This is a genomic window from Prauserella salsuginis (genome assembly GCF_024648885.1).
Classification (GTDB): Bacteria; Actinomycetota; Actinomycetes; order Mycobacteriales; family Pseudonocardiaceae; genus Prauserella; species Prauserella salsuginis.
Genome location: NZ_JANBBF010000008.1, coordinates 250,080 through 263,711 on the forward strand (window position 1 = coordinate 250,080; position 13,632 = coordinate 263,711).

General features: G+C 71.1%; 14 protein-coding genes. 4 read left to right on the top strand and 10 right to left on the bottom strand.

The genetic code is table 11. The features are described 5' to 3' along the window. Positions 1-156 precede the first annotated feature (156 nt). Positions 157-1,068: a universal stress protein gene (locus LY40_RS02660; protein ID WP_258935830.1), complete on the top strand. Its 912-nt coding sequence runs from the start codon at positions 157-159 to the stop codon at positions 1,066-1,068. A gap of 127 nt (positions 1,069-1,195) precedes the next feature. Here the strand turns inward: LY40_RS02660 and LY40_RS02665 are convergent, their stop codons facing one another. The 7 genes from LY40_RS02665 to LY40_RS02695 form a co-directional block, all read right to left on the bottom strand. Beyond that, on the bottom strand, positions 1,196-2,182 hold the full coding sequence (locus LY40_RS02665; RefSeq protein WP_258935831.1) for a DUF3048 domain-containing protein: 987 nt from the start codon (positions 2,180-2,182) through the stop codon (positions 1,196-1,198). 145 nt (positions 2,183-2,327) lie between these two features. Beyond that, positions 2,328-2,927 (bottom strand): Rv1733c family protein, encoded by a 600-nt coding sequence (locus LY40_RS02670; protein WP_258935832.1) that lies wholly within the window; start codon positions 2,925-2,927, stop codon positions 2,328-2,330. A 259-nt stretch (positions 2,928-3,186) separates the two neighbouring features. Continuing rightward, positions 3,187-4,416 (bottom strand): styrene monooxygenase/indole monooxygenase family protein, encoded by a 1,230-nt coding sequence (locus LY40_RS02675; protein ID WP_183785856.1) that lies wholly within the window; start codon positions 4,414-4,416, stop codon positions 3,187-3,189. Continuing rightward, positions 4,409-5,062 carry a GTP-binding protein gene (locus LY40_RS02680; protein WP_183785858.1) on the bottom strand — a complete coding sequence of 218 codons (654 nt, stop codon included), beginning with the start codon at positions 5,060-5,062 and terminating at the stop codon, positions 4,409-4,411. Before LY40_RS02680 ends, LY40_RS02675 begins: the two co-directional genes overlap by 8 nt. After that, on the bottom strand, positions 5,037-5,378 hold the full coding sequence (locus LY40_RS02685) for a DUF742 domain-containing protein (protein ID WP_183653775.1): 342 nt from the start codon (positions 5,376-5,378) through the stop codon (positions 5,037-5,039). The genes LY40_RS02680 and LY40_RS02685 overlap by 26 nt, the downstream gene beginning before the upstream one ends. Before the next feature lie 64 nt (positions 5,379-5,442). Further along, a complete protein-coding gene (locus LY40_RS02690; protein WP_183785860.1) occupies positions 5,443-5,880 on the bottom strand; it encodes a roadblock/LC7 domain-containing protein in 438 nt (145 codons plus the stop codon). Further along, the gene (locus LY40_RS02695) at positions 5,877-7,280 is read right to left on the bottom strand and encodes a sensor histidine kinase (RefSeq protein ID WP_308216661.1); all 1,404 of its coding nucleotides are present in this window, start codon (positions 7,278-7,280) and stop codon (positions 5,877-5,879) included. Before LY40_RS02695 ends, LY40_RS02690 begins: the two co-directional genes overlap by 4 nt. 465 nt (positions 7,281-7,745) lie before the next feature. Here LY40_RS02695 and LY40_RS02700 point away from each other — a divergent pair, with 465 nt between their 5' ends. The 3 genes from LY40_RS02700 to LY40_RS02710 all read left to right on the top strand — a co-directional run bounded on the left by LY40_RS02700 (position 7,746) and on the right by LY40_RS02710 (position 9,704). Next, on the top strand, positions 7,746-8,261 hold the full coding sequence (locus tag LY40_RS02700) for an ATP-binding protein (RefSeq protein ID WP_183785865.1): 516 nt from the start codon (positions 7,746-7,748) through the stop codon (positions 8,259-8,261). An 86-nt stretch (positions 8,262-8,347) separates the two neighbouring features. Then, entirely contained in the window at positions 8,348-8,968 is a 621-nt protein-coding gene (gene bluB, locus LY40_RS02705; protein ID WP_258936253.1) for a 5,6-dimethylbenzimidazole synthase, read from the top strand. 100 nt (positions 8,969-9,068) lie between these two features. Beyond that, positions 9,069-9,704 carry a phosphoribosyltransferase gene (locus tag LY40_RS02710; protein ID WP_183785867.1) on the top strand — a complete coding sequence of 212 codons (636 nt, stop codon included), beginning with the start codon at positions 9,069-9,071 and terminating at the stop codon, positions 9,702-9,704. Between the two features lie 25 nt (positions 9,705-9,729). Here the strand turns inward: LY40_RS02710 and LY40_RS02715 are convergent, their stop codons facing one another. The 3 genes from LY40_RS02715 to LY40_RS02725 form a co-directional block, all read right to left on the bottom strand. Then, the gene (locus LY40_RS02715; protein ID WP_258935834.1) at positions 9,730-10,299 is read right to left on the bottom strand and encodes a DinB family protein; all 570 of its coding nucleotides are present in this window, start codon (positions 10,297-10,299) and stop codon (positions 9,730-9,732) included. Between the two features lie 201 nt (positions 10,300-10,500). Next, on the bottom strand, positions 10,501-12,240 hold the full coding sequence (locus LY40_RS02720; RefSeq protein WP_258935835.1) for a pyruvate dehydrogenase: 1,740 nt from the start codon (positions 12,238-12,240) through the stop codon (positions 10,501-10,503). A 126-nt stretch (positions 12,241-12,366) separates the two neighbouring features. Beyond that, on the bottom strand, positions 12,367-13,617 hold the full coding sequence (locus LY40_RS02725) for a TetR/AcrR family transcriptional regulator (protein WP_183785873.1): 1,251 nt from the start codon (positions 13,615-13,617) through the stop codon (positions 12,367-12,369). Between the last annotated feature and the right edge of the window lie 15 nt (positions 13,618-13,632).

Below are 13,632 nucleotides of genomic sequence, written 5' to 3' on the forward strand. Positions count from 1 at the left end.
CGCCGCGCGTCGCCGCAGCGTGGAGGTTCGGCGCGGAGCGAGCTTTCACCACGGAGCGGGGTTTCGCCCCGGAGCGGGGTTTCGCCGCGCGCTCTGCGTCGGGTCGTGGCGTACCGTCACCGGCGCAGGGGATGTGATCACGAACGGAGACCGCCGATGACCGAGGCCGGCCGAGGACAGGGACCCGTCATCGTCGGAACCGACGGTTCCGACACCGCGTTGCGCGGCGTGCAGTGGGCGGCGCGGGCCGCGGCGATCCGGCGCGCACCGCTGCAGATCCTGCACGCGTCCGGCTATCCGGAACGCTACACCGGCGAGTCGATGTTGCCGCCCGAGTCGTTCAAGGCCGAGCTGCGGCGCCAACGATGGGAGTTCCTGCACGCGGCGCGGCAGTCGGCGATCGACACCGTCACCGCGGCCGGGCTGCCCCGGCTCGACGTGGCGACCGTGCTCGATCCGGAACAGCCGATCCCCGCTCTCGTCCACGCCTCCGCCGCCGCCCGCCTCCTCGTGCTCGGTACGTCGGCGCACCGCAGCATCACCGGCCTCATCGTCGGCTCCACGACCATCGCGCTCGTCGGCCACGCCCACAGTCCCGTGGTGTCGGTGCGAGGCGACGTCGGCGACACCGGAGAACCCGATCACAGGCCGGTCGTGGTCGGCGTCGACGGCAGCCCGCTGAGCGAACGCGCCCTGGGCTGCGCGTTCGACGAGGCCTCGTTCCGCGGTGTCGCACTCGTCGCGGTCCACACGTGGAGTGATTCGGACACGTCCGCGTTCCGCGAGACCCATGTGGACTGGGAGCCGCTGCGCGACACCGAGGAGCGGCGGCTCGCCGAACGCCTCGCCGGCTGGCGCGAGCGTTACCCCGACGTTCCCGTGGAGCGAGTGCTGGTCAAGGACAAGCCCCGACACGAACTGCTCGAGTGGAGTCAGCGGGCGCAGCTCGTCGTCGTGGGCAGCCGCGGCCGCGGCGGCTTCCGCGGCCTGCTGCTCGGATCGACCAGCCACGCGCTGATCCACAACGCCGGCTGTCCCGTGCTCGTCGCGCGCCCCGAGGAAGCCTGACCGGGGCCGCCGCCCTCGTGCCCCGGCGGCGCCCCACCCGGGAGCATCGCTCGCGCCCCCACGTCCGCACCGGCCGGGTGGGCACACACCTGATCGGCTGAACCCCGCGTCGGCGCACGCCGGATCGTCACCGCGGAGTGAGCAGCACCCACGTCGGCCCCTCCGCGACCGTCACACGCTGTCCGCCACCGGTGCGGTACGTCGTCGGCTCGTCCGGGGACGGACGGGACCACGTGCCCTCGTACGCCTTGCCGTCGCGCAGGATCGTCGCCTCACCACGGCCGACCGTGACGGCCACCGGCGACAGCTGTCCGCCGGAGTCACGTACCTGCCTGCCCTCGCGCACGGCGACCCGCTGCACGACGACCGTGCCCGCGGTGGCCGGGCCCGCCTCCCTGGTCCGCAGCGGTGAATCGTTGAGCGAGACCCGCCAGCGGCCGTCCTCGCCCGACCACGTGAACCGGTAGCTGGCGGCCCGGAAGTCCACCGCGCGGGCATCGGTCGGCCTGCCGCCCTCGGGCGCTGCTCCCGTCTCGGTCACCGGCTTCGGCGCCCGCTCGCGCTGCTGCCCCGGGAGCTGGTGCGGACGCACGTACAGGTTGTGCGGGATCGGCCGATCGCCACCGCGGAAGTACGCGCCGGGCCGCGTCTCATCCGTCACGAGGGTGATCGGTGCACGCCGCAGCAACGGCTCGATCTCGGGTGCACCGCCCGAGTACACCAGCACCGGCCTGCCGAACTGCCGGACGAGCGCGATGTCGGTCTCCCGGGCGCTGCGCACCGGACCGACCACCTCCGGCAGCCTGCTCGCGTACACCGCCGCCAGCCGAGTCAGCCCGCCTTCGACCGGTTCGACGTACACGATGTCCGCCGCCGACAGGCCGGTCTGCGGACGTGCCTGCTCCACGTTGTCGATCTTCACGACCACGACCGGTCGCCGCGGCGGATCGCTTCCGCCGGCGTCCGGCCGTGCCGACCGGGTTGCGCTGTCGCCGCCGCCCCCGTCGCCGCCCTCCCCGTCGCCGCGGAGCAGCAACAAGGTCACCGCCAGCGCGGCGATCAGGAACACGGCCACCGCGGCGATCAGCCGCGACGCGGGGCGCGACAAAGCCATCGTCGCCTACCCTGCAGGCCCGGCCGTACGCACCGCGGCCGGGAGCGCCAGCGCCGTGGCCGGGGGCTGCGCCGCGTTCCGGTGCCATCGGCCCGTCGGCGGCGGTGCCGTGGGCCGGTCCGGGGCGCTGGCCGCGGTCATGGCGTCACTGCCGAGTCCAGTCCTGGGCCGCTCGTTCCCATTCGCGGTCCCACCACGCCTGACGGGACCGGGCGAGCAGCACCCGGAACACGCCGTAGCCGAGCCCGCCGGCCCCCGCCACGAGCAGCCACAGGGCCACGCCGGCACTCACCCCGTCGACGATCGCACCTGTCTGGGTCACCGGCGCCGAGGTGACCTCCCCGCCGTGACCGACCCATATCGTCACCTCCGTGCCTCCGGTGGCGCCGCGGTAAGCGGGCACCGAACCGGTGCGCTCCCCACCGTCCGGCGCCGTCCACTGCGCCGGCGCGCGCACACCGCGGGCGTAACCCGCGGTCGCCGACACCGGAGCATCGGCGGTCAACACGGCCGTGACCTGGTGTTTGGCAGCCGCATCGCGCGCCGCGTCGTCGAGCCGGCCCGCGTATACGTCGCCGCCCCAGGTGACCGCCGCGGGCACCGCCGCGATCACCAGCACCACGATCATCGCCAGCAGCCGGCCCTCCCAGCGATCACCGCTCCGTGCCAACGGGTTCCTGCCCGGACGGATCCGCCGCCACGCCCGCGTGAACCGTCCGGACGATGCCACGCTTCTCGCCGTCACCGTTCTCCCCTCATCGGCCGCTCCGGGTGCACCGCCTGCGGCGGGAACACGCCATACGGTTCCCCGCGCATCTCATATTCCCGCCGGAGCAGCGGGCTATTCAACTCATCACGTGCGTACCCACCCGAAGAAGGCCCCGAACGGACGACGGCGGGCCGGCACATCGTCGATGTGCCGGCCCGCCGTGATCACGCCGAGGCCGCAGCCGTGAGCCGAGGATCCGGATCCCCGGCGGCTCGCCGCCGAAGGGGACGCGGTGTCAGGACACGCTGGCCAGGTAGTCGGCCGCCTTCTGCGGGTCCATGAACCAGTGCTGGTAGTCGGACGGGTCGGAGAAGCCGTTCGCGAACCGCTTCGCCACCACCGGGTTCTCCTGCGCCGCGCCCAGAATGTCCATGACGTGCGGGGGCGGCGGCGTGAGCAGCGCGTTCGTCCAGTTGGTGACGTGCTGCGCGTACTCCCAGTACTTCTCGAACGTGTCGGTCATCCACGCGTCGTCGAACGGCTGGTCGCCGCGCTCGATGATCGAGCTCAGGTACGAGTCCGCACACTTGGCCGCGTTGTTCGACCCCTGACCAGTGATCGGGTCGTTGGCGACGACGACGTCGGCCATGCCCAGCACCTTGCCACCCGACGGCAGCGTGCCGACCGGCTTGCGGATGACCGGCGTGTAGCCACCGGCCAGCGTGGCCCGGTCGTCGGTCAGCTCCGCATTCCGGGACCGGTCGTACTCCCACGGCAGGTACTGCTTCATCAGCGACAGCGTGCGGTCGAGGTGCTCCTGCGGCGACGGCCGGTCGGTGAACACGTCGAGCGGCCCACCGGGGATGCCCTCGAAGAACAGGATCTCGCAGTTCCCGCTCAACGTCAGTCCCGGGATCATGAACAGCTCGCCCACGCCCGGGATCAGGTTGAACCGCACGGCGCGGTTGTTCGGGTGTTCCGGCCGGGGCTCGACCCCGTGCGCGTAGACCACCGACAGGGCACGCTGCGGCTTCGTCCACACCGAGCGCTCGTGGTCGCGGTCGAACAGCTGCACCAGCTCGCCCTTGCCCGCGGCGACCACGGTCAGGTCGTACATCGTCGACAGCGAGTTCAGATCCGCCGTCGTCACGCCGTGGATGACGAGCTTGCCGCCACGCTGTTCGAACAGCTCCAGCCAGCCCGCCATCTTCACCCGCTGGTCGACCGACTGTCCGTAGTTGTCGAGCCAGCCGATCCAGTTCATCACCCGGCTGGAGTCCTCACCCGCGACCGAGACACCGAGCCCGTCGACGGTCACGCACTCGGCCTCCCACAGGTTGAGCCCCTCGTTGCGCTCGGTCTGCAAGGCGTCGTTGAACATGCACTGGGTGGACATCACGCGGCCCCCGCGGATCTCGTCCGCGGTACGCGCCGACATCACCGTGACGTCGTATCCGTGCTGCTGCAGAGACAGGGCCAGCTGCAGCCCGGACTGGCCGGCTCCGACGACCAGAATCTTACGCATGCGTTCGTGCCCTCCCGGGGTCAGACAGTTCGGCCAACGCCAGCGTGTAGCTCACGAGCTCACGCAACGTCTCGGCCGTGGATTTCGGCTCCCGCGCGTCGACGGTGACCAGCGGAATTGACTCGTCGAGCGCCAGCGCGTCCCGGACGTCGTCGAGGTCGTGGTGCATCTCGCCGTCGAACCGGTTGACCGCCACGATGAACGGCAGGTCCGAATCGTTCTCGAAGTAGTTGATGGCAGCGAAGGACTGGTCGATCCGGCGGGTGTCGACCAGCACCACGGCGCCCAGCGCACCGCGGGACAGGTCGTCCCACAGGAACCAGAACCGTGCCTGACCGGGCGTGCCGAACAGGTACAGCAGGAGATCGCTGTGCAGCGTGATCTTGCCGAAGTCCATCGCCACGGTCGTGGTCGACTTCTGTGCGGTGTCGGGCGCCTCGTCGATACCCGTGCCCGCCTCGGTCATCCAGGCTTCGCTGTTGATCGGCGGTACTTCGGACACGGACCCGACGAAGGTGGTCTTGCCGACGCCGAAGCCTCCGGCCACCACGATCTTCGCCGAGACCGCCAGCTGATCCGGGTCGCCGCCAGCGGCGCCGCCGGCCGCCGCCTGCGCGCCGTCAGACCGGTAGCCGCTTGAGTCCATCGAGGATCCTCTCGAGTACGTTCCGATCGTGCGCGTACGCGTACGCCGTGGGGTGGATGTAGATCGCTCCCTGGGCCGCCAGGTCGCTGACCAGCACGCGGATCACACCCAACGGCAGTCCCAGCGACACCGACAGCTCGGCGATCGACACACGCGTGCGCGCACGCTCGTACAGCCGACGCGACTCCGGCATCAGTGAGTCGGCCAGGCTCGGGTCATAACGCGGCACCGAAATCAACGTTTCGACCAGCAGGTCGTAACGCGGTTTGGTGCGGCCGCCGGTGAGCGCGTAAGGACGGATCCGCTTGCTGCGCATCCGGTTCGGCTGACCGGCCCCATTCTCTGTGGACACGGTGGTCACTTCCTCACCAGTGGGGTCGTCACGCCTGCGCCCTGCGGGCGGTCAGCACGCGTCGCATGTCGGCACGGATTTCCGGGGTCAGGGCGTGGCCGGCGTTGCGGACGAACTGGGTCATCTCGTACGCCACCACCTTCATGTCGCAGTCGGGCCCGGTCAGCACGGCGAGTCCGGCGCCGTTGCCGATGCCCATGAACAGGAAGTAGCCGTGGGTGAGCCGGATGATGATCTGCTCACACCCGCCCTTGTCGAACAGCGTCGCGCTGTTGCGCGCGAGGCTGAGCATCCCGCTCGCGATCGCCGCGAGCTGCTCCGATTCGTCCGTCGAGACCTCGTCGGACGCGGTGAGCGGAAACCCGTCGGAGGACATGATCAGCGCGTGCGTGACCCCGTGGACCTTGCGGACGAAGTCGTTGATCAACCACGCGAAGTTCTGTTTGCCTGAGACCTGAGGATTCACTCGGCGGACTCCTCACCCACGTCGTCGAGCCTGCGGTGCTTGGCCCGCGGGGTGTCCTCACCGTCCTGGTCCGGCTCGGTGTTCTCCGCGGCCAGCTGCTCGCCGTCGGAGAACGCGTCCAGGTCGGCCAGCAGGCGGTCGTGGCTCTCCTCCATGGACACCGGGTCCTCGAGCACGTCCTCCGGCGCCGACATCGGCTCCTGATTCCCGCTCGAACCCACGCCGGAGCCCGCACCGGCGGCGCTGGCGTCCTTCAGGCTCTGTGACACCCGCCGGGGCAGCCCGCTGGCGGTCGTGCCGCCGGTCGCGTTCGACGACGGACGTGGCCGCGGCCGCGGCGACGGCGGCTCCTCGACCGGCGTCGCAGGCTGCGCGGTGTCCGCCCCGGGTGCCGTGGTGTCCGCCGCAGGTGCCGCGGTGTCGGCCGGGGGCGGCGGGGTCGCCGCCGCACCGGTCTGCTGCGGCACGCGCTGCGGCAGCTGACCCGAGATCGCGCCCGTGGACCGTTCCGGCTGCTCCGGAGCCGGTTCCACCAGGCCGGGTCCCTGCGAGTAGAAGACCGTCTCGTTGCCCGACCACATCGCGTCCGGCACCTCGGTGACGAGCGCGAGCGGCAGCAGCACCGTCGCGGTCGTCCCGCTCGGCAACCGGTTGGCCAGCGACACGGTGAGCTTGTGCCGGTCGGCCAGCCGCCGCACCACGGTCAGGCCCATGCTGCGGACCGCCTCGTCGTCGATGACCTCGTCGACGTCGGTCTCGGACGGCGACAGCCGCCGGTTGAGCTCGTCCATCCGCTCCGGCGGCAGGCCGATGCCCTCGTCCTCGATCCGCAGCAGAACGCTGCCGCTGTCGGTCAGATGGGCACTGACCCGCACCGGGGCGTTGGGCGGCGACTGGTTCGCCGCGTTGTCCAGCAGCTCGGCCAGCAGCCGGCTGATGTCCTCGGCCGCGAATCCGGCGACGCCGAGCGACGCGACACGTCCGATGGTGACGCGCGAGTACTGGTCGATCGACGACATCGCCCCGCGCACGACGTCCACCAGCGACAACGCGTCCGTCGTCGGTCCGCCCGCGTCCTTGCCCGCGAGCACCCGGAGGTTCTCCGCGTTACGCCGCAGCCGAGCCGCGAGGTGGTCGAGGCGGTACAGCTGACCCAGCCGTTCCTCGTCCTCCTCGTCGATCTCCATCTTCTCGAGTTCCTGCAGCAGGGTGTCGACCAGGTTCAGGTCACGGAGCGCGAGGTTCGCGCACATGTCGACCAGGGCCTGCTGTTGTTCGCCGCCGCGCGCCGGCAGCGGCTGCGCCAGAGCGGCGATCGCCGTACCGCCGGATCCCTCCCCGTCCTGCCTCGGAGGATCCAGCAGCTGTGCCGCCGCCACCCGGGAGCGGTCAAGTAACACACGCGAGCGCTCCAGGATTTCCCGCGCTCTCGCCCGCCTCGCCATTCGGTGTCCACACTTTCTTGAGTCTCGCGTACGGGCCTCGGAATTCGGCCGTATGTCCCCCGACCAACGGTGGCCTATGCAAGCAGACGGCCTTGCCGATGTCCACTAGCAGTCCCTGCCTTGTCGCACGCGGTAATGCCCTACTCTCACCACCGCAAAGAAGCGCTCCATGCACCCGTTCGTGGGACACGGATCACGGTCCGTGGCCCATGTACTGCCACACAGATCACACCTAGAGTGGCCGGATCTCTGCCGGAGGGGCGTCCGGACGTGCGATCCTCGCGGGTGGCACGACCGCCGGCGCTACCGTCAGGCGCCGGACCCGGAGACAGCACCGACAGCATCGACGCCCGTACGACAGCACCCGGGCCGCCACGCGGCTGGCGGTCCCGGCCGATACGCGCCGCGGAAGGATCACGAGTGAGCAGCCACACCGCACAGGTCGACGACATCCGGCTCGTGGCCATGCCCAGTGCGCTGAACTGCACGACCATGTTCGTCGAGTTCTCGCTGACCGAGTGGCGGCTGCCGATGCTGCGCGACACCGCGGCCGAGGCTGCGCGCGCGCTCGTGCAGAACGTGCTCGACCATGCCGACGGCAACAACCCCGGGTTCGTCAACGTGCGGCTCCGGTTGAAGGGCGACTGCCTGGTCATCGAGGTCGAGGACGACCAGCTCGCCCACGCCCACGACGAGGCCCCCGCCGTCGACGGCCGCCGCACCGGCGCGGTACCGGTGCAGGGCCGCGGCAAGCTCGTCTGGTGCGAGGTACCGCTGCCGCCGGGCATGTCGGCCACGCAGGTGCGGTTGCCGCACCGCGGCGAACGGCGCAACCTGCCGCCCGAGGCCGCGAACCGGCCCGCCGAACAGCAGCAGACGGTCGACCCGGCCCTCGCCGATCGGGTTCTCGTCGGCCTGAAGAACCGCGAGTGGTGAGCCCGCGGCAGGACCGGGGCGGCCCGCAGGCCGAGACCTCCGGTGGGCATGCAACCGGTGACGCCTTCCCCGGGGAGGTCGCGGACCTGTTCTACGCCCTGTGCGGGCGGCGGCGCGACGTGCGCGGGCAGTTCACCGGCGAACCGGTCGACGACGCCGTGCTGCGGCGCATCCTCGGGGCCGCCCACGCGGCGCCGAGTGTCGGGATGAGCCAGCCGTGGGATTTCGTGCTCGTGCGCGACCGGGACACCCGCGAGGCCTTCCGCGAGCACGTCGCCACCGAGCGCGACACGTTCGCCCGCGAACTCTCCGGTGAGGACGCCGCGACGTTCTCGAAGATCAAGATCGAGGGCATCCTCGAATCCACGCTCTCGGTCGTCGTCACCTACGACCCCGACCGTGGCTCGCCCGCCGTGCTGGGCCGGCACGCGATCGCCGACGCCGGGCTGTACTCGGTGTGCCTGGCGATCCAGAACCTGTGGCTCGCCGCCACAGCCGAGGGCCTGGGCGTCGGCTGGGTCAGCTTCTACCGCGAACCCGTGCTCCGCGAACTGCTGGGCATTCCCGAGCGGGTCCGGCCCGTCGCGTGGCTGTGCCTGGGACCGGTGACCCACCTGGAGCAGACCCCGGATCTGGAACGGCACGGTTGGCGCACCCGCCTTCCCCTCGACGCGGTCGTGCACGCGGAGCGCTACCCCGATTCGTGATCCGTACGCCCGGAACCGCCCTGCCGGGCGCTGGACACCAGCGGCCGCGGGCGCGCACCCTGAGGTATGGAGACGTCCCCCGCGTACGGAGCATGCGCGTATGGAGTTCACCGACCGCCGCGACGCCGGACGTGAGCTGGCCGCCCGCCTGCACGACCTGGCCGGGCAGCGGCCGCTCGTGCTCGGGCTGCCCCGCGGCGGTGTCGTGGTCGCCGGCCCGGTGGCGGAAGCGCTCGGCGGGGAGCTCGACATCATCGGCGTCCGCAAACTCGGTGTGCCCGGCGATCCGGAGCTGGCGCTCGGGGCGATCGCCGAAGGCGGCACGATCGTCGCCAACCCGGACGTACTGCGCCATCGCCGACTCGGTCCCGCCGACCTCGAACGCGCCGCGGCCGAGGCGTTTCCCGAACTGGACAAGGCCGTCGCACGACTGCGCCGCGGCAGGCCACCGGTCTCACTCGAAGGCCGCTGCGTGATCGTCGTGGACGACGGCATCGCCACCGGCGCGACCACCCGCGCAGCGCTGCATTCGGTGGCCTCGCGCGGCGCCCGACTGCTCACCCTGGCCGTCCCCGTGGCGCCCGCCGACGTCCTCGAGGAGCTGTCCTCGTCCGCCGACCGGACGGTCTGCCCGAATCCACGGGTGTGGATGCGCGCCGTCGGGAACTGGTACCGCGACTTCCGGCCGGTGACCGACGACGAGGTCATGGCGCTGCTGCATCCGCAGCACGCGTGAGCCCCGGCCGGAGCCGCGGCAACCGTCAGCCCATCGTGCGCGCGCCGTCGACGGATTCCCGGATGATGTCGGCGTGCCCGGAGTGCTGGGCGGTCTCGGCGGCGATGTGCTGCAGCACCTGCCGTACCGACCAGCGCTCGCCCGGCTGGAACCACGGCGCCTCGGGCAGCGGGAACGTTGTGTCGAGGTCGGCGGTGGCGAGGAACTCCTCGGTGCGCCGCGCGGTCTCGGCATACTCGTCCAGCAGGCCGGACAGGGTCTCACCGGGCAGCATGCGGAACTCGTCGGATCGGTCGTCGGTGCCCGCGCCCGAGACCGCCCGCGGGTCGCCGCCCGCGAACGCGATCCAGGCACGTTCGGTCGCCGAGACGTGCTTGATGATCCCGCCGAGCGTCAGGGCGCTGACGGTGGTGCGCCGGGCTGCCTGCTCGTCGTCGAGGTCCCTGGTGGTGAAACGCAGGAACCAGCGCTGCCGCGCGAGCACCCACGCCAGGTCCGCGTGTTCGCGCACCGCCGCCGGCTCGTCGCGACGGTCCGCGGATGCCGCGCTGGACGCCGCGGTGGACGTCGTGGAGGTCGGGGTCGTCGTCGCCATGGTCGGGTTCCCTTCGTATCGGCTGATGGCGGCGACGCTACGGGCGATAGCGGACAGGGACGGTCCGCTATCGCCCGTGGGTTTCCCGCCGGCAACGGTGTCGCGGCCAGCGGTGCCGCGCCGCCGGCAACCGGCTGCCCCGACACCCTCCCCACGTTCTCCGCCTGACCTCCACTTCGGACGTCCGTTGTGGATCCTCCGTCACGGGCGCGGGATGTTGCGCAGGTTGGAGCGGGCCAGTTCCACCATCTTGCCGACACCGCCTCCCAACACCACCTTGCTCGCGGCCAGGGCGAAGCCCTTCATCTGCTGCGCCGTGATGTGCGGTGGCATGGACATGGCGTTCGGATCCGTGACCACGTCGACGAGTGCCGGGCCCGGCCGCGCGAGCGCGTCGGCGAGCGCGGCCGGAACCTCGCCCGGTTCGGTGACGCGGATGGCCGGAATCCCCGCGCCCTGGGCGATCGCGGCGTAGTCCACGCCCGCGTGGTCGGTCTGGTAGTCCGGCAGGCCGTCCACCAGCATCTCGAGTTTGACCATGCCGAGCGACGAGTTGTTGAACAGCACGATCTTCACCGGCAGGTCGTGCAGCCGCACCGTGAGCAGTTCGCCGAGCAGCATCGCCAGGCCGCCGTCACCGGACATCGACACGACCTGCCGCTGCGGATACGCCAGCTGCGCGCCCACCGCGTGCGGCAGTGCGTTGGCCATCGTCCCGTGCAGGAACGACCCGATCACGCGCCTGCGCCCGTTCGGGGTGATGTAGCGCGCCGCCCACACGTTGCACATCCCGGTGTCGACGGTGAAGACCGCGTCCTCGGCCGCGAGGTCGTCCAGCACGTCGGCCACGTACTCCGGGTGGATCGGCGTGCGGTCACCGACCCGGTTGGTGTAGGCATCGACCACCGTTTCCAGCGCCCGGCAGTGTTCACGGAGCATGTCGTCGAGGAAGCTGCGGTCGGTCTTCTGCTCCACCATCGGCAGTACGGCGCGCAGGGTCTCGCCGACGTCGCCGTGCACGCCGAGCTCGAGCGGGGTGCGCCTGCCGAGCCTGCTCGCGTCGTGGTCGACCTGCACGGTGCGCTCGAGGGGCAGGAAGCCGTCGTAGGGGAAGTCCGTTCCGAGCAGCACCAGCAGATCCGCATCCTGCGTGGCCCGGTAGCAGGCCCCATAACCGAGTAGTCCGCTCATGCCGACGTCGTAGGGGTTGTCGTACTGCACCCATTCCTTACCGCGCAGCGAATGCCCCACCGGGGCGTTCACCCGGCCCGCCAGCTCCATGACCTCGGCGTGGGCTTCGGCGACGCCCGCACCGCAGAACAGGGTGACGGTCCTCGCCCGATTGATCGCGTCGGCCAGGGCGTGGACCTGCGTCTGCGGCGGAACGGCGACCGCGCGTTCGGTGATGAACGTGCTCGTTCCGGTGTCCCCCGCAGCATCCCGGTGCGCCAGGTCGCCCGGCATCACCAGCACCGACACGCCGCCGCCGGCCAGCGCACGCTGGACGGCGATACGCGGCAGGCGCGGCACCTGCTCCGGCGTGGAGATCGTCTCGCAGTAGCCGCTGCAGTCCACGAAGAGCCGTTCCGGATGCGTCTCCTGGAAGAATCCGGTGCCGATCTGGCTGGCCGGGATGTGCGAGGCCAGCGCGAGCACCGGTGCGCCCGTGCGGTGAGCGTCGTAGAGGCCCTGGACGAGGTGCGTGTTGCCGGGTCCGCAGCTGCCCGCACACACCGCGAGCCTGCCGGTCAGCTGTGCCTCCGCGGCCGCGGCGAACGCACCGGCCTCCTCGTTGCGCACGTGCACCCATTCGATATCGGCCGTGCGCCGGATCGCGTCGACGATCGGGTTGAGACTGTCGCCGACGACGCCGTAGATGCGGGACACGCCGGCCTGGACCAGCACCTCGATGAACTGATCGGCGACCGAGGTTCGGGCCATCTGGTACTCCTTCACGGATCGACGGGTGCTTCGCCGACGATTGTCGGGCCGCCGCGCCCGCCGCGCGATCCGGAACCGGAGTCGATCGTGTTCCCCGGCCGTGCACCCGGATGGTGCAGCGTGTGATCAGCTGGCCAGTGCGGCGAAGACGACGTGTTTGATCTGGTCGGCGTCGGCGATGCGCTGCCGCCGGATGCACAGGTCGCCCGCGATGTTCAGGGCCGCGTGCACGGCGAGCCGCGCATAGGTGGCGCGCGTGTCCCCGCGGACGGCCATGACGAGCCGCACCCATTGCTCGACGTGCTCGCGTTGCACCTTCCGCAGCTGTCTCCGGTCCTCGTCGGGCAGGTTGCCGTGTTCGGACCGGTACACGGCGGCCAGGTCACTGTCCGAATAGTTGTAACCGACGTAGGCGTCGACGAGGGCCCGCAGCGCCTCCCCCGGTTCGGTCGCCGATTCGACGGCCGTGCTGGTCGCGACGGTCAGCCGGTCGGCCGCACGGTAGTAGACCGCGGCGAGCAGTTCGGCCTTGCTGGCGAAATGCCGGTACACACTCGAACCGCCGATGCCGGCCGCGGCACCGAGTTCCTCCATCGTGACCGCATGGAAGCCGCGTTCGCGGATCGGCCGCAGTGCCGCGACGACGAGCCGTTCCCGGCGGGAGACGAACCGGTTCAGCGCCGGCTGCTCCGGCCGCTCCTCCGCGAGTTCGCCGCCGAGTCGGGGAGGCAGCCCGGTGGCCAGTACGCCGAGCGCGATGCTCCGCAGTCCGCGTTCCGCCACCCGCGCCGGCACCGTCGTGCGGTGGGTCGACAGGCTGGCGATGGCGCTCAGCGCCGCGGTCGCCAACGTCGTGCGGTCCGCCTCGGGCAACCGGGGACGCCCTTCACCGACGAGTCCGGCGACGGTGTCCACCAGCCACTCCATGGTCGCGGTGAATCGGGCGTGGTCCTCGGGATCGAGGTGGCGCCGCTCCCATTGGTACAGCTGTGCGCCTTCCCTGCGGTCGATCACCAGCGTGGTCAGTGAACGCACGATCGCATCGATGCGGGACCACGGATCAGCCGTCGCCCCCTGCGCGAGCGCGGTCTCCACGGCACTGCGCGTCGCGGCCGCCAGATCGTCGGCGGCATAGGTGAGAATCGCCTGCTTATTCTTGAAGTGCCGGTAGATCGCCGGACCGGTAATACCCGCTTCGGTCGCGATGTCGCCGAGTCCCACGGCGTGGTACCCGCGCTGACAGAACAGGTCGACTGCGATCCGGGCCAGTTGTGCCTTGCGGTCGCCGCGGCGGCGCGACGGTGCTGCGGCCGGGGCGGAGCCGGTGTCCTGTTGCTGCAACGGCGTTACCTCCGACTCGCTCCTGCGCTGTCCCATTCTCGTCTCCGACCT

Excerpts from the sequence above, each read along its gene's own strand:
- LY40_RS02675 (WP_183785856.1), bottom strand. The coding sequence starts at position 4,416 with ATGCGTAAGATTCTGGTCGTCGGAGCCGGCCAGTCCGGGCTGCAGCTG.
- LY40_RS02660 (WP_258935830.1), top strand. The coding sequence starts at position 157 with ATGACCGAGGCCGGCCGAGGACAGGGACCCGTCATCGTCGGAACCGAC.
- LY40_RS02725 (WP_183785873.1), bottom strand. The coding sequence starts at position 13,617 with ATGGGACAGCGCAGGAGCGAGTCGGAGGTAACGCCGTTGCAGCAACAG.
- LY40_RS02685 (WP_183653775.1), bottom strand. The coding sequence starts at position 5,378 with ATGCGCAGCAAGCGGATCCGTCCTTACGCGCTCACCGGCGGCCGCACC.
- LY40_RS02715 (WP_258935834.1), bottom strand. The coding sequence starts at position 10,299 with ATGGCGACGACGACCCCGACCTCCACGACGTCCACCGCGGCGTCCAGC.
- LY40_RS02710 (WP_183785867.1), top strand. The coding sequence starts at position 9,069 with ATGGAGTTCACCGACCGCCGCGACGCCGGACGTGAGCTGGCCGCCCGC.
- LY40_RS02680 (WP_183785858.1), bottom strand. The coding sequence starts at position 5,062 with ATGGACTCAAGCGGCTACCGGTCTGACGGCGCGCAGGCGGCGGCCGGC.
- LY40_RS02720 (WP_258935835.1), bottom strand. The coding sequence starts at position 12,240 with ATGGCCCGAACCTCGGTCGCCGATCAGTTCATCGAGGTGCTGGTCCAG.
- LY40_RS02665 (WP_258935831.1), bottom strand. The coding sequence starts at position 2,182 with ATGGCTTTGTCGCGCCCCGCGTCGCGGCTGATCGCCGCGGTGGCCGTG.